17 protein-coding genes are annotated in these 19,380 nt (G+C 63.2%); 16 read left to right on the top strand and 1 reads right to left on the bottom strand.

Annotated features, from left to right (window positions below):
* Window positions 1-310 precede the first annotated feature (310 nt).
* The 13 genes from AU381_RS09995 to AU381_RS09935 all read left to right on the top strand — a co-directional run bounded on the left by AU381_RS09995 (window position 311) and on the right by AU381_RS09935 (window position 14,371).
* On the top strand, window positions 311-3,160 hold the full coding sequence (locus AU381_RS09995; RefSeq protein ID WP_156528563.1) for a [protein-PII] uridylyltransferase: 2,850 nt from the start codon (window positions 311-313) through the stop codon (window positions 3,158-3,160).
* Window positions 3,157-4,764 carry a murein biosynthesis integral membrane protein MurJ gene (murJ, locus tag AU381_RS09990; RefSeq protein WP_064241552.1) on the top strand — a complete coding sequence of 536 codons (1,608 nt, stop codon included), beginning with the start codon at window positions 3,157-3,159 and terminating at the stop codon, window positions 4,762-4,764. The genes AU381_RS09995 and murJ overlap by 4 nt, the downstream gene beginning before the upstream one ends.
* Window positions 4,761-5,150: a VOC family protein gene (locus AU381_RS09985; RefSeq protein WP_064241551.1), complete on the top strand. Its 390-nt coding sequence runs from the start codon at window positions 4,761-4,763 to the stop codon at window positions 5,148-5,150. The genes murJ and AU381_RS09985 overlap by 4 nt, the downstream gene beginning before the upstream one ends.
* 189 nt (window positions 5,151-5,339) lie before the next feature.
* Window positions 5,340-6,404, top strand: coding sequence for a tryptophan--tRNA ligase (gene trpS / locus AU381_RS09980; RefSeq protein WP_064241895.1), 1,065 nt, complete (start codon window positions 5,340-5,342; stop codon window positions 6,402-6,404).
* A 52-nt stretch (window positions 6,405-6,456) separates the two neighbouring features.
* Window positions 6,457-6,948 (top strand): universal stress protein, encoded by a 492-nt coding sequence (locus tag AU381_RS09975; RefSeq protein WP_064241550.1) that lies wholly within the window; start codon window positions 6,457-6,459, stop codon window positions 6,946-6,948.
* A gap of 103 nt (window positions 6,949-7,051) precedes the next feature.
* A complete protein-coding gene (locus AU381_RS09970; protein ID WP_064241549.1) occupies window positions 7,052-7,618 on the top strand; it encodes a NifU family protein in 567 nt (188 codons plus the stop codon).
* 207 nt (window positions 7,619-7,825) lie between these two features.
* Window positions 7,826-8,494: a tRNA (adenosine(37)-N6)-threonylcarbamoyltransferase complex dimerization subunit type 1 TsaB gene (tsaB, locus tag AU381_RS09965; RefSeq protein WP_064241548.1), complete on the top strand. Its 669-nt coding sequence runs from the start codon at window positions 7,826-7,828 to the stop codon at window positions 8,492-8,494.
* Window positions 8,495-8,570: 76 nt separating this feature from the next.
* Window positions 8,571-9,068, top strand: a complete 498-nt coding sequence (locus AU381_RS09960) for a GNAT family N-acetyltransferase (RefSeq protein ID WP_064241547.1) — start codon at window positions 8,571-8,573, stop codon at window positions 9,066-9,068.
* Between the two features lie 137 nt (window positions 9,069-9,205).
* Complete coding sequence (olsA, locus tag AU381_RS09955; RefSeq protein WP_064241546.1) at window positions 9,206-10,021, top strand: lyso-ornithine lipid O-acyltransferase; 816 nt, start codon at window positions 9,206-9,208, stop codon at window positions 10,019-10,021.
* Between the two features lie 80 nt (window positions 10,022-10,101).
* On the top strand, window positions 10,102-11,502 hold the full coding sequence (gene miaB / locus AU381_RS09950; protein ID WP_064241545.1) for a tRNA (N6-isopentenyl adenosine(37)-C2)-methylthiotransferase MiaB: 1,401 nt from the start codon (window positions 10,102-10,104) through the stop codon (window positions 11,500-11,502).
* A gap of 116 nt (window positions 11,503-11,618) precedes the next feature.
* Window positions 11,619-12,674, top strand: a complete 1,056-nt coding sequence (locus tag AU381_RS09945; RefSeq protein ID WP_037378162.1) for a PhoH family protein — start codon at window positions 11,619-11,621, stop codon at window positions 12,672-12,674.
* A 17-nt stretch (window positions 12,675-12,691) separates the two neighbouring features.
* Window positions 12,692-13,198: an rRNA maturation RNase YbeY gene (gene ybeY, locus AU381_RS09940; protein WP_064241544.1), complete on the top strand. Its 507-nt coding sequence runs from the start codon at window positions 12,692-12,694 to the stop codon at window positions 13,196-13,198.
* A gap of 12 nt (window positions 13,199-13,210) precedes the next feature.
* The gene (locus tag AU381_RS09935) at window positions 13,211-14,371 is read left to right on the top strand and encodes a hemolysin family protein (protein ID WP_064241543.1); all 1,161 of its coding nucleotides are present in this window, start codon (window positions 13,211-13,213) and stop codon (window positions 14,369-14,371) included.
* A gap of 36 nt (window positions 14,372-14,407) precedes the next feature.
* Here the strand turns inward: AU381_RS09935 and AU381_RS09930 are convergent, their stop codons facing one another.
* Window positions 14,408-14,983, bottom strand: coding sequence for a LabA-like NYN domain-containing protein (locus AU381_RS09930; protein ID WP_064241542.1), 576 nt, complete (start codon window positions 14,981-14,983; stop codon window positions 14,408-14,410).
* A 514-nt stretch (window positions 14,984-15,497) separates the two neighbouring features.
* Between AU381_RS09930 and lnt the strand changes: the two genes are divergently transcribed.
* The 3 genes from lnt to metK all read left to right on the top strand — a co-directional run bounded on the left by lnt (window position 15,498) and on the right by metK (window position 19,142).
* Window positions 15,498-17,087 (top strand): apolipoprotein N-acyltransferase, encoded by a 1,590-nt coding sequence (gene lnt / locus AU381_RS09925; protein ID WP_064241541.1) that lies wholly within the window; start codon window positions 15,498-15,500, stop codon window positions 17,085-17,087.
* Window positions 17,088-17,234: 147 nt separating this feature from the next.
* The gene (locus AU381_RS09920) at window positions 17,235-17,648 is read left to right on the top strand and encodes a helix-turn-helix domain-containing protein (protein WP_064241540.1); all 414 of its coding nucleotides are present in this window, start codon (window positions 17,235-17,237) and stop codon (window positions 17,646-17,648) included.
* Between the two features lie 225 nt (window positions 17,649-17,873).
* Complete coding sequence (gene metK, locus AU381_RS09915) at window positions 17,874-19,142, top strand: methionine adenosyltransferase (RefSeq protein WP_064241539.1); 1,269 nt, start codon at window positions 17,874-17,876, stop codon at window positions 19,140-19,142.
* The last annotated feature ends 238 nt before the right edge of the window (window positions 19,143-19,380 follow it).

Below are 19,380 nucleotides of genomic sequence, written 5' to 3'. Positions count from 1 at the left end.
TCGTGTCTTTTGCCCCACCGTTTTTCCCTGTCAATCGACGGGCAAAAAGGCTATACAGCGCCGCGTGCCTTTTCATGAAGGCATGCGGTAGTGCTTGAAATGCTGCATGATTCCGGCTCTACGGCGCCGCGCGCCTATAAGGCGCGCAAAGATCGCTGTAGCACTTTGAATGCTGCACGTTTTCATCCTTGGATCGGCTGCGATTTAAGGAAACATGCGGTGGACAGAAGCCGGTCCGGGTGACATGCAGGAGCGCTTGCACATGCAGCGAACCATACGATCAGTCGGACAGGACGCCTCCCGGCACTATATGGCCAGACACGAAACTTCCTTCCCCGAAATTCTCGACGTCACCGCACTTCGGGCGAAGTGCGGCTTCATCGCATCGGCCCATGCCGAACAGCGCGAACCGATGCGCCGCGCGCTTCTTGCCGCCTTCAAGGAGGCGAACAGTGCCGGCCGCGCCAAGGCGCGCGAACTGCTCGCCGCCGACGGCGCCGGCATCAAGTGTGCCGAGCGTATCTCCTGGCTGCAGGACCAGCTCATCACGGTGCTGCACGATTTCGTGCTGAACGAGGTGTTCGACGCGGCCAATGCTCCGCCGGCATCCCGGCTCGCCGTGACCGCCGTCGGCGGCTACGGGCGCGGTACGCTGGCGCCGGGCTCGGATATCGACCTGCTCTTCCTGCTGCCTTCCAAGAAAGCGGTCTGGGCGGAACCCGCCATCGAATTCATGCTCTATGTCCTGTGGGATCTCGGCTTCAAGGTCGGCCATGCGACGCGGACCATCGATGAGTGCATCCGCCTGTCGCGTGCCGACATGACGATCCGCACGGCGATCCTCGAATGCCGCTACATTTGCGGTTCAGAGGCCTTGGCGGCCGAGCTAGAGCAGCGCTTCGACCACGAGATCGTCCGCAACACCGGCCCGGAATTCATCGCTGCCAAGCTTGCCGAACGCGACGGGCGCCACCGCAAGGCGGGCGACACCCGTTATCTGGTCGAGCCGAACGTCAAGGAAGGCAAGGGGGGCTTGCGCGACCTGCACACGCTGTTCTGGATCGCCAAGTATTTTTACCGGGTCAAGGACCCGGCCGACCTCGTCAAGCTCGCCGTGCTGTCGCGCCAGGAATATAAGCTGTTCCAGAAGTCCGACGATTTCCTATGGGCGGTGCGCTGCCATATGCATTTCCTGACCGGAAAGTCGGAGGAGCGTCTATCCTTCGACATCCAGCGCGAGATCGCCGAAGCGCTCGGCTACCACGACCATCCGGGCCTCTCGGCGGTCGAACGCTTCATGAAACACTACTTCCTCGTCGCGAAGGACGTCGGCGATCTCACCCGCATCTTCTGCGCGGCGCTCGAAGACCAGCAGGCCAAGGACACGCCGGGGATTTCGGGCGTCTTCAGCCGCTTCAAGCACCGCACCCGCAAGATCGCCGGCACGCTCGACTTCGTCGATGACGGCGGCCGCATTGCGCTCGCAAGCCCCGACGTCTTCAAGCGCGACCCGATCAACCTGCTGCGCCTGTTCCACATCGCCGATATCCACGGGCTGGAGTTCCATCCGAACGCCCTCAAGCAGGTGACGCGCTCGCTGGGGCTGATCACGCCGCATTTGCGCGAAAACGATGAGGCCAACCGGCTCTTCCTGTCGATCCTGACCTCGCGGCGCAATCCGGAACTGATCCTGCGGCGAATGAACGAGGCGGGCGTGCTCGGCCGCTTCATTCCGGATTTCGGCAAGATCGTCTCGATGATGCAGTTCAACATGTATCACCACTATACGGTGGACGAGCATCTCCTGCGCACCGTCGACGTTCTCTCGCGGATCGATCGCGGCCTCGAGGAGGAGGCGCATCCTCTGACGGCCAAGCTGATGCCGGGCATCGAAGACCGCGAAGCGCTCTACGTTGCGGTGCTGCTGCACGATATCGCCAAGGGCCGCCCCGAGGATCACTCGTTCGCCGGCGCAAAGGTGGCCCGCAAGCTCTGCCCGCGTCTGGGCCTTTCGCCGAAGCAGACGGAAACGGTGGTCTGGCTGGTCGAGGAACACCTGACGATGTCCATGGTCGCGCAGACCCGCGACCTTAATGATCGCAAGACCATCCTCGACTTCGCCGATCGGGTGCAATCGCTCGACCGCCTGAAGATGCTGCTCATCCTGACCGTTTGCGACATCCGCGCCGTCGGCCCCGGCGTCTGGAACGGCTGGAAGGGGCAGTTGCTGCGCACGCTCTACTACGAGACGGAGCTGCTGCTCTCCGGCGGCTTCTCCGAACTGTCGCGCAAGGAGCGGGCAAAGCACGCCGCGCTCATACTCGGCGACGCGCTCAAGGATTGGCCGAAGAAGGAGCGGGACGCCTATGTCCGGCTCCATTATCAGCCCTATCTCCTCACTGTGGCGGTCGAGGATCAGGTACGGCACGCCGAGTTCATCCGCGAGGCGGACCGCGCCGGCAAGACCCTGGCGACGATGGTTCGGACCCATCATTTCCACGCCATCACCGAAATCACCGTGCTTTCGCCGGACCATCCGCGCCTGCTGACGGTCATCGCCGGTGCCTGCGCCGCCGCGGGCGCCAACATCGTCGATGCGCAGATTCATACGACCGTAGACGGGCGAGCTCTCGATACGATCCTCGTCAACCGGGAGTTTTCGGTCGACGAGGACGAGATGCGGCGGGCCGCGAGCATCGGCAAACTGATCGAGGACGTGCTCTCCGGCCGCAAGCGCCTGCCGGAGGTGATCGCCAGCCGCACCCGGGCGAAGAAGCGCAGCAAGGCCTTCAGCGTGACGCCCGAGGTGACGATCAGCAACACGCTGTCGAACAAGTTCACCGTCATCGAGGTCGAGGGCCTCGACCGGACCGGCCTGCTTTCCGAGATCACCGCGGTGCTTTCCGACCTGTCGCTCGACATCGCCTCGGCCCATATCACCACCTTCGGCGAGAAGGTCATCGACACCTTTTATGTCACCGACCTGGTGGGCGCGAAGATCACCAACGAGAACCGGCAGGGCAATATTGCCGCGCGCCTGAAGGCGGTGCTCGCCGGCGAGATAGATGAGGCGCGCGAGCGCATGCCCTCCGGCATCATTGCGCCGGCTCACCCGCCGCGCGCATCCCACGCGTTCAAAACGACAAAAGCCGAAACATGAGCCTGGTCAAGAAATTCGCAACCGTCGGAGGCGCGACGCTCGGAAGCCGCGTCTTCGGCTTCGTGCGCGAGACCTTCATGGCGGCCGCACTCGGCACCGGACCGGTCGCCGACGCCTTCAACACGGCCTTTCGGCTGCCGAATACCTTCCGCCGGCTTTTCGCCGAGGGAGCGTTCAACGCCGCCTTCGTGCCGCTCTTCGCCAAGGAGATCGAGGCACGCGGCATGGACGGTGCGCGCCGCTTTTCAGAAGAAGTCTTCGGCGTGCTTTTCACCGTCCTTCTGTTTCTGACGATCGCGATGGAACTGGCGATGCCGTTCATCGTGCGCGAGCTGATCGCCCCGGGTTTCGCCGACGACCCGGCCAAATTCGCGAGCACCGTGACCTTCGCGACGATCATGTTCCCCTACCTCGCCTGCATGTCGCTGGCGGCGATGATGGCGGGCATGCTCAATTCCCTGCATCGCTATTTCGCCGCGGCGATTGCGCCGGTGTTCCTGAACGTCATCCTCATCGGCGTGCTTGCCTATGCCTGGTATAGCGGCCAGGACGCGATTGCGGTCGGCTACGGCCTCTCCTGGGGCGTCATGGCTGCCGGCCTCGTTCAGCTGGCGATCGTCTGGATCGCCGTCCGCAACGCCGGGATCAAGATCGGTTTCCGCCGCCCGCGGCTGACGGCCAATGTCCGGCGCCTGCTCGTCCTGGCGCTGCCCGCGGCGATCACCGGCGGCATCACCCAGATCAACCTGCTGATCAACACCAATATCGCCTCGGCCAAGGAAGGGGCGGTCTCCTCGCTCGTCTATGCGGACCGCATCTACCAGCTTCCGCTCGGCGTCGTCGGCATTGCGGTTGCGACGGTACTCCTGCCGGAACTGGCGCGAGCGCTTCGCGCCGGCAATCTCAACGAGGCGTCGAACCTCCAGAACCGCTCTGTCGAATTCACCCTGTTCCTCACACTGCCGGCCGCCGCCGCGCTGCTCGTCATGTCCGAGCCGATCGTCAGGTTGCTCTTCGAACGCGGCAAGTTCTCACCGGAAGCGACCGTCGTCGTCGGTCATATCCTTGCGATCTACGGTCTCGGCCTGCCGGCCTTCGTGCTGATCAAGGCCTTCATTCCAGGCTTTTTCGCGCGCGAGGACACCCGCACGCCGATGATCTTCGCGGCGATCTCCGTGGCGGTGAACGTCTCGCTGGCGCTGACGCTGTTCCCGTCCTTGGCAGCAAGCGGCATTGCCACAGCCGAGGTCGTCGCCGGATGGGTGAACGCGCTCCTCCTCTTCGCAACGCTCGCCTGGCGCGGGCACTGGGGCCGCGACATTCCGCTGCTGACCCGCATTCCGCGACTCGTGATCGCCGCCGCGATCATGGCGGCCGCACTCCACTATGCGATCCAGTGGCTGGCCTTCCCGCTTTCTTCCGCCGCGCCGGTTCTAACGCAAGCCGCGACGGTCTGCGGCTTGGTGGCAGTTGCGATGATCATCTATTTCGCCGCTGCCTTCGGGCTCGGCGGCGCCAGCCTGGGGATGATCCGTCGCAGTCTGAAGCGCAATGCGGCACCTGCGGCTGCCCCTGCAGCGGGCGAAGGGACGGACGTCCCATGAGGCAGACCATTGCCCGGGTCGCCATTCTCGTCCCGGACTATGAAGAGGCGCTTGCCTTCTATTGCGGCCGGCTGGGCTTCGACCTGATCGAGGACACCGATCTTGGTGGCGGCAAACGCTGGATCGTGGTGCGGCCGCGGGGCGCGACCGAAACGGCGCTGCTCATTGCCAAGGCCGAAGGCGAACGGCAGGATGCCGTGATCGGCAACCAGGCCGGCGGCCGCGTCGGCTTCTTCCTCTTCACAGACGACTTTGATCGCGATCATGCGGAAATGCTCGCCGCCGGCGTCGAATTCCTCGATACGCCGCGCCATGAGGCCTACGGAACGGTGGCCGTCTTCACCGATCCGTTCGGCAACCGTTGGGACCTCCTGCAACCCGCCTGACCGCTACTGCATGATTCCTTAAATCGGAATCGATTTAAGAAAGAGATCATGCAGCACTCAAAATGCTACAGCGCCGCGCGTCTGATTAGACGCGCGGCGCTGTATGTGCCTCTTGATTGCATTTGGCCCGCCGTGCATAAGCGCGGCGGTATCAATTGGTGGGCCCTCCACAAGCCCGATGAGGACGACATGAACGAATTCAAGCCGCTCGTATTTTCCGGCGTTCAACCGACCGGCAATCTGCATCTCGGCAACTATCTCGGCGCGATCCGCAAGTTCGTCGCCCTGCAGGAAAACAACGACTGCATTTATTGCGTCGTCGACCTCCACTCGATTACAGCGCAGCTCGTGCACGACGACCTGCCGGGCCAGATCCGCTCGATCGCCGCGGCCTTCGTCGCCTCAGGCATCGATCCGGAGAAGCATATCGTCTTCAACCAGTCGGCGGTGCCGCAGCATGCGGAGCTTGCCTGGATCTTCAATTGCGTCGCCCGTATCGGCTGGATGAACCGGATGACGCAGTTCAAGGACAAGGCCGGCAAGGACCGCGAGAACGCCTCCCTCGGCCTGCTCGCCTATCCAAGCCTCATGGCCGCCGACATCCTCGTCTACCGCGCCACCCATGTTCCGGTCGGCGACGACCAGAAGCAGCATCTCGAACTCACCCGCGACATCGCCCAGAAGTTCAACATCGATTTCATGGAGCACATCCGGGCGCGCGGCTACGGCGTCGATATCGTCGTCGGCGAGGAGCCGATTCATGCCTATTTCCCGCCGGTGGAGCCATTGATCGGCGGGCCGGCGCCGCGCGTCATGTCGCTGCGCGACGGCACGAAGAAGATGTCGAAATCCGATCCGTCCGATCTGTCGCGCATCAACCTGATGGATGATCCGGAGACGATCGCCAAGAAGATCCGCAAGGCGAAGACCGATCCCGATGCGCTGCCGAGCGAAGTCGAGGGGCTGAAGGGTCGTCCGGAAGCGGAAAACCTCGTCGGCATCTATGCGGCGCTTGCCGACCGGACCAAGGATGCGATCCTCGCCGAGTTCGGCGGTCAGCAGTTTTCGGTCTTCAAGCCTGCCCTCATCGATCTCGCCGTCGACGTGCTCGCGCCGATCACCGGCGAAATGCGCCGCCTGATGGACGACACGGCGCATATCGATGCGATCCTCAGGAATGGCGGCGAGCGTGCGCGGGCGAGGGCGGAAAAGACGATGCGCGAGGTTCGCGAGATCATCGGCTTTTTGCAGTAATCCGCCGAAATGAGAGCTTGCGGGACGCGTGCGGCGATGTAATGTTCGCCGCATGGTTTCCACCCGACTCTCAAGACTGGAAGGTCATCGCCGCAAGTTCATGGCGGTGATCGACGACACGCCCGAATGTGGCCGTGCCGTGCATTATGCAGGCATGCGCGCCAAGAACTCCAATGGCGGCCTTGTGCTCCTCTACGTGATCGCCGACGGCGACTTCCAGCAGTGGCTTGGGGTGGAGGAGATCATGCGGGCCGAGGCGCGCGAAGAGGCCGAGGCGACGCTTGCCAAGGTAGCGCAGACGGTGCGCGAGCGGATCGGCATCGAGCCTGAAATCGTCATTCGCGAGGGCATTGCCACGGAGCAGATCCACGCCATCATCGAGGAAGACCGGGATATCGCCATCCTCGTTCTTGCGGCTGGGTCGGCCAAGGAGGGACCCGGTCCGCTGGTGTCGTCGATCGCAGGGAAGGCGGCAGCCTTTCCCATCCCCGTCACGGTCATCCCCGATCTTCTGACCGACGAGGAGATCGACGCGCTGACCTGACGTGCGGCAGAACGCCCCCTTGCGGCGCCGAAGCGATGTCCCTATATTTTTGAACTATTCTAAAGAGCCGGTTGAGAGCGCTCCCGGCGCAACGGAGAGAATCATGTTCATCCAGACCGAAGCCACGCCGAATCCGGCCACGTTGAAGTTCCTGCCGGGCAAGGTGGTCATGGAGAGCGGTACAGCCGAATTCCGAACTGAAGAAGAGGCGCGCGCCGGTTCGCCGCTCGCGGCACGGCTTTTTACGATTCCCGGCGTCACCGGCGTCTATTTCGGCTACGACTTCATTACGGTCAGCAAGGAAGGGCAGGAATGGCCGCACCTGAAGCCCGCGGTTCTTGGCTCGATCATGGAACATTTCATGTCCGGCCAGCCGGTCATGTCGGGGGCGGGGCGAGCCGAGGAAACGGATCAGGAAGGCGAATTCTATGACGAGGGCGACGAGGCGATCGTCGCGACCATCAAGGAACTGCTCGACACGCGGGTGCGCCCCGCCGTCGCCCAGGATGGCGGCGACATTACCTTCCGGGGATTCAAGGACGGCACCGTGTTCCTGAACATGAAGGGGGCGTGCTCCGGCTGCCCATCCTCGACCGCGACCCTTCGGCACGGCGTGCAGAATCTGCTGCGCCATTTCGTGCCCGAGGTCGAGTCGGTCGAATCGGTCTGAAGCGGGCGAGTTGGCAATGTGTGGAGCGGCGGCGCTTGCGGTCCGCTCTTGCGGACTCGGTTTGTAGCGATCTCGGCTGATCGCAGCCCCAGAGATTTCGGAACGCCGACGACAGGCGAAGGCTGCCGCGCGACGGTCGTGCCTCGCAGAGGGAGGAGCGTCTCCGCAGGCCGGCGACGTAGTGCAGGGAGGTCATGGCGTCTGATAATGCTGGTTCTAGCCATCGATACATCCGGCAGCGGCTGCGCCGCGGCGGTCTACGACGCTGCGGCGGGCGAGGTCCTGGCGCGTGCCGGTGCCGACATAGGTCGCGGCCATGCCGAGCGCCTGATGGATTTCGTCGATGAGGCGCTCTTCGCCTCCGGCAGGCAACTTGCGGAAATCGACCGGATCGCCGTCACCATAGGGCCGGGATCTTTCACCGGCATTCGCGTCGGCGTCGCGGCGGCCCGCGGCCTGGCGCTTGCCCTCGGCAAGCCGGCCATAGGCATCACCACGCTTCAGGTTGTTGCGGAGAGTGCCAGGGAGAAGCATCCCGGCCGCCCGGTGCTCGCGCTCATCGACGCGAAACGCGATGAGATCTATGTCCAATCCTTTTCCGCAAGCGGCGAACCGGAAAGAGAACCCGGGATTCTGCCGCTCGCCGAGGCGCGCGACCGCTTTTGCGGCTTCGCCGGCGTCATTTGCGGATCCGGCGCATCGCTCGTTGCCTCGACCGGAAAGGTCGGCGAGCCGGACGAGATCGACGTCTCGCTGGTCGGCCGGCTGGGCGCTGCGGCCGATCCAGCCTCGGCCAAGCCGAAACCGCTTTATCTGCGTGGCCCCGATGCGAAGCCTCAAGCCGGCTTTGCGGTGACGAGGGCGACAGCCGGATAGAGCCGTGCAGTCAATCGAAACAGGGGCCGCGCCTCTCACGGCGCCGGCACTGTCGAGCCGGATGCGTAGGACCGAGATGAGCTTCACCGATTATTTCACTCGCCGGACTGAATTCGACATCTTCCCGCTGGAGGAGGCCGACCTCATTGCGGCAGCCGCGCTGCACAGCCAGCGTTTCGCTAGCCCGTGGAGTGACGGCGAAATTCACGCGCTGCTGCTGCAGGACACGGTTTTCGGCTTCGCCGCCCGCCAGACGAACGGCACGTTTCGCCCGGCATTCGGAGGCTTCGTGCTGTCGCGTACCGCCGCGGGGGAGGCCGAGATCCTGACGATCGGCGTCGACTCGCGCTTTGCCCGTTCCGGGCTCGGCTGGCGGCTGATGCAGGCGGTGATGCGCGAGGCGTTCATCAAGGGCGCCGAAACGCTGTTCCTTGAAGTCGACGAGACGAACCTGGCGGCGATCGGTCTCTATGGCAAATTGGGCTTCGCGAAGGTCGGCGAGCGCAAGGCCTATTACCAGGCAGCGAGCGGGTCGCGCACGGCCGCCCTTGTCATGCGGCTCGATCTTCGCTAGAGCATTTTGCAGGCAGGTGGGCTCACCTGCCGTCGCACAAATGCGGCAAACCAATCCGATAGAGCGGCGGCGCGAACGCATGTGAGCGCACCTCGCTCCAGTCCCGTCGAAGTGGTCGGATCAGAAAGTCTTTCCGGATGATCAACTGGATACGGATCGCGCTCAACGCCATCCTGCTCGCGATCGTCTCTTTCTTGCTGATGCCGGTCCAACTGGTCTGCCTCTGGCTGGATCTCAAGCCGCGCCGCCTGCTGCCGCGGTTCTGGCATCGCGTCGCCTGCCGCCTGCTCGGGCTGCGGGTACGGGTCCATGGGGAATTGGATCGGCGGCGGCCGCTGCTCATCAGCGCCAATCACGTCTCCTGGAAGGACATACTGGTCCTGTCGTCGGTCGCCGATGTGGTGTTCGTCGCCAAATCGGACGTCAAGGACTGGCCGGTCTTCGGTCTCCTTGCCCGGCTGCAGGCTTCCGTCTTCATCGAGCGCCAACAGAAGCGCACGACCGGCGACCAGGTGAGCGAGATCGGCCGGCGGCTTGCCGACGGCGAGATCGTCGTTCTCTTTCCCGAGGGTACGACTTCCGATGGCAACCGCCTGCTCGAGATCAAGACGTCGCTGTTCGGCGCAGCCGCCTCGGCCGTGCCCCAGTCGCCGACCGGCGTGGTTCACGTTCAACCGGTGGCGATTTCCTATACGGGCATCCACGGCATGCCGATGGGCCGCTACTATCGGCCGATCGCGGCCTGGCCGGGCGACATTGGGCTGCTCCCGCATCTCGTCGGGGTGCTCAGGGAAGGGGCGCTCGATGTGGAGGTCGATTTCGGCGAGGCGGTGGATTACGGCCGGGGCTCCAACCGCAAGGAAGTCAGCCGCATCGTCGAACAGCGGATTCGCAGCATGTTGTCGGACCGGCTGAGAGGACGGTCTCCGGCGCGCCAGAAGACCGCTGCCTAACCATCGCAAGCCGTCCGCCGCCTTCGGCGCGGCGCCCGAAAATGCTTCAATTTTGGGCCGCTTTGCACTAAAGAACCCGCATGACCCAGGATACCGCTCTTCTGCCGAAATCGCTCGTTGCGGGCGACGAACCCGTTCCGGCGCGCAAGGTCTTCGTCAAGACCTATGGCTGCCAGATGAATGTCTACGATTCCGACCGCATGTCCGACGCCCTGTCGCGCGATGGCTACGTCGCAACGGACGTGGTGGAAGACGCCGATTTCGTCCTGCTCAACACCTGTCACATTCGCGAGAAGGCGGCCGAAAAGGTCTATTCCGAACTGGGCCGCCTGCGCGAGCTGAAGAAGGCGAAGGCGAGCGAGGGCCGCGAGATGGTGATCGGCGTCGCCGGCTGCGTCGCTCAGGCCGAAGGCAACGAGATCCTTCGCCGCGCCCCGGCCGTCGATCTGGTCATCGGCCCGCAAACCTACCATCGGCTGCCCGAGGCGCTGAAGCGGGCAAGGAGCGGCGAGCGCGTCGTCGAGACGGACTACGCCATCGAGGACAAGTTCGAGCATCTGCCGGCGCCGGACAAGGTCAAGACCCGTGCCCGCGGCGTCACCGCCTTCCTCACCGTGCAGGAGGGATGCGACAAGTTCTGCGCCTTCTGCGTGGTGCCATACACCCGCGGCGCCGAGGTCTCGCGGCCGGTGGCGCAGATCGTCGCCGAGGCGGAAAAGCTGGTCGACGGCGGCGTGCGCGAGATCACGCTGCTCGGCCAGAACGTCAATGCCTGGCACGGAACAGGGCCGGACGGCGGCGATTGGGGCCTCGGCGATCTGCTGCGGCGTCTCGGCGAGATCGACGGGCTCGCGCGGCTGCGCTACACCACCAGCCATCCGCGCGACATGGACGAGAGCCTGATCGAGGCGCATCGTTCGATGACCAAGCTGATGCCCTATCTGCATCTGCCGATCCAGTCGGGATCCGATCGCATCTTGAAGGCAATGAACCGGCGCCATACGGCGGCCGAGTATCTTGCTCTCGTCGAGCGGATCCGTCGCGCCCAACCCGATCTGGCGCTTTCCGGCGATTTCATCGTCGGCTTTCCCGGCGAGACCGAGGCGGATTTCGAAGACACCATGCGTCTCGTCGAGGCGGTGGGTTATGCACAGGCATTTTCCTTCAAATATTCGAGCCGGCCGGGCACGCCGGGCGCCGATCTCAAGGATCAGGTTCCAGAGGACGTGAAGGCCAAGCGCCTGGAAAGATTGCAGTTCTTGCTCATCAATCAGCAGCGTGACTTCGCCGCATCATGCGTCGGCAGGGAGATCGACCTGCTTCTGGAAAAGCCCGGCCGCATGCCCGGCCAGCTGGTCGGCCGCTCTCCCTGGCTGCAGCCCGTGAATGTTGATGCAAAACGATCGCAAATCGGTGACATTATCAGGGTACGAATCACCAGGGCCGGTCCGAACAGCCTGTTTGCCGAAGTGATCGAGTGAAGCAGAGGCACGAGGTTCTCTTCTTGGGAGCTTTTGCGCAGCTAAAGCGTTAGAACGTTCTCTGCGCGTCATCTTGCGCGCGGTGCTATGGATCGAGAGCGAGGAGCCTGAACCGCTTGAACGGACATGAAATGATTTCATCCTCATCGCGCCATTCGAAGACAACCGCGACAGACGCCAATCACTTCGTGCTCACATTCGAGAACAACCGGTTCGCCAGCGAGCTCTTCGGCCAGTTCGACCAGAATCTGAAGCTGCTCGAGGAGCGCCTGCGTGTCGACGCCCGGCCGCGCGGCAATTCCGTTGCCATCTCCGGCGATATCGTGGCGACCAACCAGGCGCGGCGCGCGCTCGACTATCTCTATGGAAGACTGCAAAGTGGGGCCTCGATCGATACGTCCGACGTCGAAGGGGCGATCCGCATGGCGGTCGCCGCCGACGACCAGCTGCAGTTGCCGACCATGGAGCGCAAAGCCAAGCTGACGATGGCGCAGATTTCGACGCGCAAGAAGACGATCGCTGCGCGCACGCCGATGCAGGATGCCTATATCCGCGCCATGGAGCGGGCGGAGCTCGTCTTCGGAGTCGGCCCGGCCGGCACCGGCAAGACCTATCTCGCCGTCGCCCATGCCGCCCAGCTTCTGGAGCGCGGCGCGGTCGACCGCATCATCCTGTCGCGGCCGGCGGTCGAGGCGGGTGAGCGTCTCGGCTTCCTGCCCGGCGACATGAAGGAGAAGGTCGATCCCTATCTGAGACCGCTCTACGATGCGCTCTACGACATGATGCCCGGCGACAAGGTCGAACGGGCGATCTCGGCCGGCGTCATCGAGATCGCGCCGCTCGCCTTCATGCGCGGCCGTACGCTCGCCAATGCCGCGGTCATTCTCGACGAGGCGCAGAACACCACATCGATGCAGATGAAGATGTTCCTGACCCGTCTTGGCGAGAACGGCCGGATGATCGTCACCGGCGACCCGAGCCAGGTCGACCTGCCGCGCGGCGTGAAGTCGGGTCTGGTCGAGGCGCTGCAAATCTTGAAGGGCGTGGAAGGCGTGTCGGTCATCCGGTTCAAGGATGCGGATGTGGTGCGCCACCCGATGGTGGCGCGGATCGTCAGGGCCTATGAAAGCCATACGGCCGTTCACGACGAAAGCGAACAGAGCGATCGCTGACGCGATCGCCAGCGGTCATGACGGTTTTGGATATTCAGATCAGCGTCGAGGAGGGTGACTGGCCGCCGGAGGACGAGCTGCAGTCTGTTTCCACGCGCATTCTCGGCGCAGCTGCGGATTTCCTGGCCGAGGAAGAGAAGCAGCCGTTCCCGGGCGAGCCGCCGGAACTGTCTCTGGTCTTCACCGACGATCAGTCGATCCGCGAGATCAACGCCGAATGGCGCAACCAGGACAAGCCGACCAATGTGCTGTCCTTCCCTGCCTTTCCGGTGACGCCCGGCAGGATGCCGGGGCCGATGCTCGGCGACATCATCGTCGCCTACGAGACGTTGAAGCGTGAGGCGGATGAATTGGAGAAGCCGTTCGAGGAGCACCTGACGCATCTTCTCGTGCATGGATTCCTCCATCTTTTCGGCTATGATCATATCGAAGACGAAGAAGCGGAAAGAATGGAGGGGTTGGAGACTCGCATTTTGGCGCGTCTTGGCCTATCTGATCCCTACGGGGACCGACCCCCGGATTGACAGTTTGGAACAATGAGCGACTTCAAGATACAGCCGGCAACGGTTGCCAGCGAGGAGGCCGACGCCTCCGGCGAAGCCGACGCGGGCAGTAGTAGTACCACCGCCCGACCAGAGGGCAACAAACCAATTTCATCCTTCTGGAGCCGTGCGGCCCGCCTGTGGCGCGGTGCGGGTGCGTCGAGTCTGCGCGAGGACCTCGCCGACGCGCTGATGACGGATGCCGACAGCAACACCGCCTTTTCGCCCGAGGAGCGGGCGATGCTCAACAACATCCTCCGCTTCCGCGAGGTCCGCGTCGAAGACGTGATGGTGCCGCGCGCCGACATCGAGGCGGTGGATCAGAGCATCACGCTCGGCGAACTCATGGTTCTCTTCGAAGAATCCGGCCGTTCGCGCATGCCGGTCTATAGCGATGGCCTCGACGACCCGCGCGGCATGGTCCATATCCGCGATCTGCTCGCCTACGTGACCCGGCAGGCCCGCAACCGCCGCCGCAACGGCAAGGCACAGCCCGCGATCGCCGCCGACAAGGTGGAGAAGACGCCGCGCCAGCCGAAACCGGGTTTCGATCTCGCGCGCGTCGATCTGAATAAGACGCTTGAGGAGGCGGGCATCATTCGCCAGGTCCTCTTCGTGCCCCCTTCGATGCTGGCCTCCGACCTCATGCAGCGCATGCAGGCCGCGCGCATCCAGATGGCGCTCGTCATCGACGAATATGGCGGCACGGACGGCCTCGTCTCGCTCGAGGACATCGTCGAGATGGTGGTCGGCGACATCGAGGACGAGCACGACGATGAGGAGGTGATGTTCGCCCGCACATCGGACGACGTTTTCGTGGCGGACGCGCGCGTTGAGCTCGAGGAGATTGCCGAGGCGATCGGTCCGGATTTCGACGTGCGGGAGCAGCTCGAGGATGTCGATACACTCGGCGGGCTGGTTTTCGCATCCCTCGGCCGCATTCCGGTCCGCGGCGAGGTGGTGCAGGCCATTCCCGGCTTCGAGTTTCAGATCCTCGACGCCGATCCGCGTCGCGTAAAGCGCGTGCGCATCATGCGCAAGCGGCCGCCGGCGCGCCGGCGGGTGGTCAAGCCCGAAAAGGAAACCTTGCCCGAAGCGCTGCCGGCGAACGGTGGCGCTCAGGCAAACGTCCCGCCTCCAACCTCGGCGGAGTGACCGCGGCGGCGCCGCGCACGTCCGCTCGTTCTGATCTCAGGGAGCGACGCTTTCTCCTGCCGGCTTGACCGGCTGCGGCGTCCCCTGTGGGTGACGGTCGATCTCGCTGCGCAGCGAGATGAGATCGATGAAGTGGTCGGCCTGCCGGCGCAGTTCGTCGGCAATCATAGGCGGTTGGGTCGAAAGCGTCGAAACGACGGAAACCTTGCGGCCCCTGCGCTGCAGCGCCTCGACAAGCGTCGTGAAGTTGCCGTCGCCGGAGAAGAGGACGAAATGGTCGATGACGTGGCACTGTTCCATGGCACCGATCGCGAGCTCGATATCCATGCTCCCCTTGATCTTGCGACGGCCCTGGGCGTCCGTGAACTCCTTGGCCGGTTTGGTGACGACCGTGTAGCCGTTGTAATCCAACCAGTCGATCAACGGCCGGATCGAAGAAAACTCGAGGTCTTCGATCAGCGCGGTGAAATAATAGGCTCGCAGCAGGTAGGCGCGTTTCTGGAATGCGCTCAATAACTTCCGGTAATCAACGTCGAATCCTAGGCTTTTCGATGTCGCGTAGAGATTGGCGCCGTCGATGAAAAGCGCGATCTTTTCGCGGGTATCGAACATGGTGACCCCTTTGTTATCCGAAATGCTGTCTCGGATCGCCTGCACTACAGCGCCGTGCGTCTTATCGCACAAGGACGCTGCATCACTTAGAATCTCTGCTGTTTTGGTCCTTGGATCGGCTACGATCCAAGGAAACATGCAGTAAACGCGTCGCCTGGGTATGGCGCCTGTTCCAAATTAACGGCATCGTACCCAAGATGGAAACAACCTGCAGTGACCGACACAAAGATTTCGGCAACTGTGGTTAATCACAGCTCGATCATATCTCAACCAGTCGGCGAGGTCACCGGGTGGTCTCATCATGTCGCCATGATCGCAGCGCAATCCCGATATCGCTGCAGGGAGACGCGGAAACCGCCGTCTGCAGTTTGCCTCCCTTGAACAAACGCGGAGTGGTGGGTACTGCACGTTTCCGCTGCAGGGGACAAGCCGGCGCTTATTTGGAAAACTGTCGGCACTGATTCGATCGTTCGTCCGCGTCGGGCCCCGCCGGCCGGCGCCAATTGGAGGTTGCATGGAAAGACTGGCTGGCAGGATCATATTGCTCTCCGGAGCGTCTCGCGCGATCGTCGGCTTCCTCGCGGGTCTTTTGGCGATGTTCGCCCAGCCGCCTTTCGGAATCTTCGCCGCGGTCTTCGTTTCCTTCCCGATGCTCGTCTGGCTGATCGACGGTGTAGCGACCCATCCGGACGAAGGTGCCGTTCGGCGGCTCTTGCCGAGCGCTTCGATCGGCTGGTGTTTCGGCTTCGGCTATTTCCTCGGTGGCCTCTGGTGGCTCGGCAACGCCTTTCTGGTCGAAGCGGATCTCTTCGCCTGGGCCCTGCCGCTCGCCGTGGTAGGCCTTCCTGCCTTGCTCGCGCTGTTCTATGCGCTTGCAGTGCTCATCGCGCGCTGCCTCTGGTCCGACGGCGTCGGTCGCATTGCTGCCCTTGCCGTCGGTTTCGGTGTCGCCGAGTGGCTGCGCAGTTTTCTTTTCACCGGGTTTCCCTGGAACGCGATCGGCTATGCGGCAATGCCGATGCCGTTGATGATGCAGTCGGCGAGCGTCCTGAATGTCGCGACGATCAACATGCTGGCGGTCTTCGTGTTTGCCGCCCCGGCCCTCATCGGTACGGGCAAGGGCGCCCGCATCGGCCTTGCCGCCGCCGCCGTGCTCTTCGCCGCACATATCGGCTACGGCTATTACAGGCTTTCCCTGCCGGTGCCGCCGCCGCCGGAACGCACCGTTCGCCTCGTCCAGCCGGTGATCGACCAGGCGAAGAAGATGGACGATCGCGAGCGCGCGGCGATCTTCGAGGAGCATCTGGCCCTCACGGCCGCGCCGCCGCAGGGGGGCGACAAGCGGCCGGATCTCATCGTCTGGCCGGAAACCTCGATCCCCTTCATCCTGACCGACAATCCCGACGCACTGAGCCGGATCGCAGAGGTTCTCCAGGAGGGTCAGGTTCTCGTCGCCGGCGCCGTGCGTGCCGAGGATGCCGGGGCGGGCCTGCCGCCGCGCTACTACAATTCGATCTACGTCATCGACGACCGCGGCCAGATCGTCGGCGCCGCGGACAAGGTGCATCTCGTTCCGTTCGGCGAGTATCTGCCCTTCGAAGACATGCTCAATTCCTGGGGCTTGAGTTCGATCGCCGCGAATATGCCCGGCGGCTTCTCGGCGGCATCGAGCCGTTCGGTCCTGACCCTGCCCGGCGGCAGGACCTTCTATCCGCTGATCTGCTACGAGGCGATCTTCGCCGAAGAGGTCGACGGCAATGCACGCCTTGCCGACGCGCTGCTGAACGTCACCAATGACGCCTGGTTCGGCGACACGCCCGGGCCGCGCCAGCATTTTCATCAGGCGCAGCTGCGCACCGTCGAGACCGGCACGCCGATGATTCGCGCCGCCAATACCGGTATATCAGCAATTGTTGATGCACGTGGTGTTTTAGTGGTAGGATTGGGATACAATTACAAGGGAGTGACGGACGCAATTCTGCCGGGCAAGATGCCCACGATGACCGATAGCGCGACGCGTGGCAGGATCTTCTGGTTCACGGGCGGTTTTCTATTGCTGGTTGCCGCAATCTCACGCAGAGGTTTTAATTTTAGGACGAATTGACCTAAAACCCCTAAAATTGCATAGTGACTTGTGCCATCAACTCATGCCTGCCAAATGGAGCCGCGCTTCGCTTCCAGGTTGTTCATAAACGTGGCGTAGCAGTGAAGGGTTGTGGCCTATCGCAACAGCGTGTTCAGGAACGCGAATATGGTTGAAAACAAGAAGAAGCCGAACCCGATCGACATTCATGTCGGTAGCAGGATTCGCCTTCGCCGGACGATGCTTGGCATGAGCCAGGAGAAGCTCGGCGAGAGTCTGGGGATCACATTCCAGCAGATCCAGAAATACGAGAAGGGTACGAATCGAGTTGGTGCCAGCCGGCTGCAGAACATATCCTCCATCCTCAATGTCCCGGTCTCGTTCTTTTTCGAGGATGCTCCGGGCGAGGGCGCCGGATCCGGCATGGCCGAACCATCGAGCTCGAACTATGTGGTGGACTTCCTGTCCTCTTCCGAAGGCCTGCAGCTCAACAGGGCCTTCGTGAAGATCTCCGACCCGAAGGTCCGGCGCAAGCTCGTGGACCTTGTGAAGGCGCTGGCGGCGGAGGCCGAGAGCGAATAGACGGAGATTTCCGATCCTTCGAAAAAGCGGCCCCCGGCCGCTTTTTTCGTACGGTGGCTGCACTTCAGAAACAGTTTTTGTCCGTTCGGCGCGAGTTCGAAGAATGCCGTTCCATCCTTCGGGGCGATACTGATATAAAGATATATTTATGTCCTTGTGCGCTTGTTTTTCGGCGGCAAAACCACTAACAGTGAAGCCGCTTCTTTCATTGAGGGGACTTCCCGCATGCGCGCAAACTACCTGTTCACCAGCGAATCCGTTGCCGAAGGTCATCCGGACAAAGTGTGTGACCGCATTTCCGACGAGATCGTCGACCTGGTGTACCGCGAAGCGGCGAAAACCGGCGTCGACCCCTGGACCGTGCGCATTGCCTGTGAAACGCTGGCGACGACCAACCGTGTCGTCATCGCCGGTGAAGTCCGCCTGCCGCCGAGCCTTCTGAAGAAGGACAAGAACGGCAACGACGTCATCAACCCCTCGAAGTTCAAGGCCGCCGCCCGCAAGGCGATCCGCGACATCGGCTACGAGCAGGACGGCTTCCACTGGAAGACGGCGAAGATCGACGTGCTCCTGCACTTCCAGTCCGCGCATATCGCCCAGGGCGTCGACAATGCCGCCGACAAGCAGGGCGAAGAAGGCGCCGGCGACCAGGGCATCATGTTCGGCTATGCCTGCCGCGAGACCGCCGAGCTTATGCCGGCGCCGCTCTACTATTCGCACCGCATCCTGCATCTGCTCGCCGCAGCCCGCAAGAAGGGCGAGGGCGACGTCGCCAAGCTCGGCCCGGACGCCAAGAGCCAGGTGACGGTACGCTATGTCGATGGCAAGCCGAGCGAGGTCGTCTCCATCGTCCTTTCGACCCAGCACCTTGACGATAGCTGGGATTCCGCCAAGGTCCGCAAGGTCGTCGAGCCCTATATCCGCGAGGCACTGGGCGACCTGAAGATCGCCGACGACTGCACCTGGTACATCAACCCGACCGGCAAGTTCGTCATCGGCGGGCCGGACGGCGACGCGGGCCTCACCGGCCGCAAGATCATCGTCGATACCTATGGCGGCGCTGCGCCGCATGGCGGCGGTGCCTTCTCCGGCAAGGACACGACCAAGGTCGACCGCTCGGCCGCCTATGCCGCCCGCTACCTGGCGAAGAACGTCGTGGCAGCCAACCTCGCGGAACGCTGCACGATCCAGCTCTCCTATGCGATCGGCGTCGCCCAGCCGCTGTCGATCTATGTCGACCTGCACGGCACCGGCAAGGTCTCCGAGGACCAGGTCGAGAAGGCCATCCGCAAGACGATGGACCTTTCGCCGACCGGCATCCGCCGTCACCTTGACCTCAACAAGCCGATCTATGCCAAGACATCCGCCTATGGCCACTTCGGCCGCAAGGCCGGCCGCGACGGCTCCTTCTCCTGGGAGAAGCTCGATCTCGTCAAGCCGCTCAAGGAAGCGATCTCGCTGGACGCCGCGGCGATCAACAGCCGCGCCGCTTAAGTCCGAGCAATCGGCGACGTTCCAAGGAAACTGCAGCAGCAGATCGGGGGCGGATGCTCGGAAGGGCCTCCGCCCCTCTGCTTGCGCGGGCCCTCTGCTTGCGCGGGCCCTCTGCTTGCGCGGGCCCTCTGCTTGCGCGGGAATGTGTGAACGTTCCGGAGCGCGGCGTCTGGACATACTGAAGTCGATCATGTTTGTGATCCTGATTGAATGAACCCGGAACCGCCCGACCCAAGGA

It is taken from the genome of Sinorhizobium glycinis, assembly GCF_001651865.1.
In the GTDB taxonomy this organism is placed as follows: Bacteria; Pseudomonadota; Alphaproteobacteria; order Rhizobiales; family Rhizobiaceae; genus Sinorhizobium; species Sinorhizobium glycinis.
The sequence above is the reverse complement of the archived record's forward strand: the minus strand, read 5'-3'. Positions and strand labels throughout refer to the sequence as shown.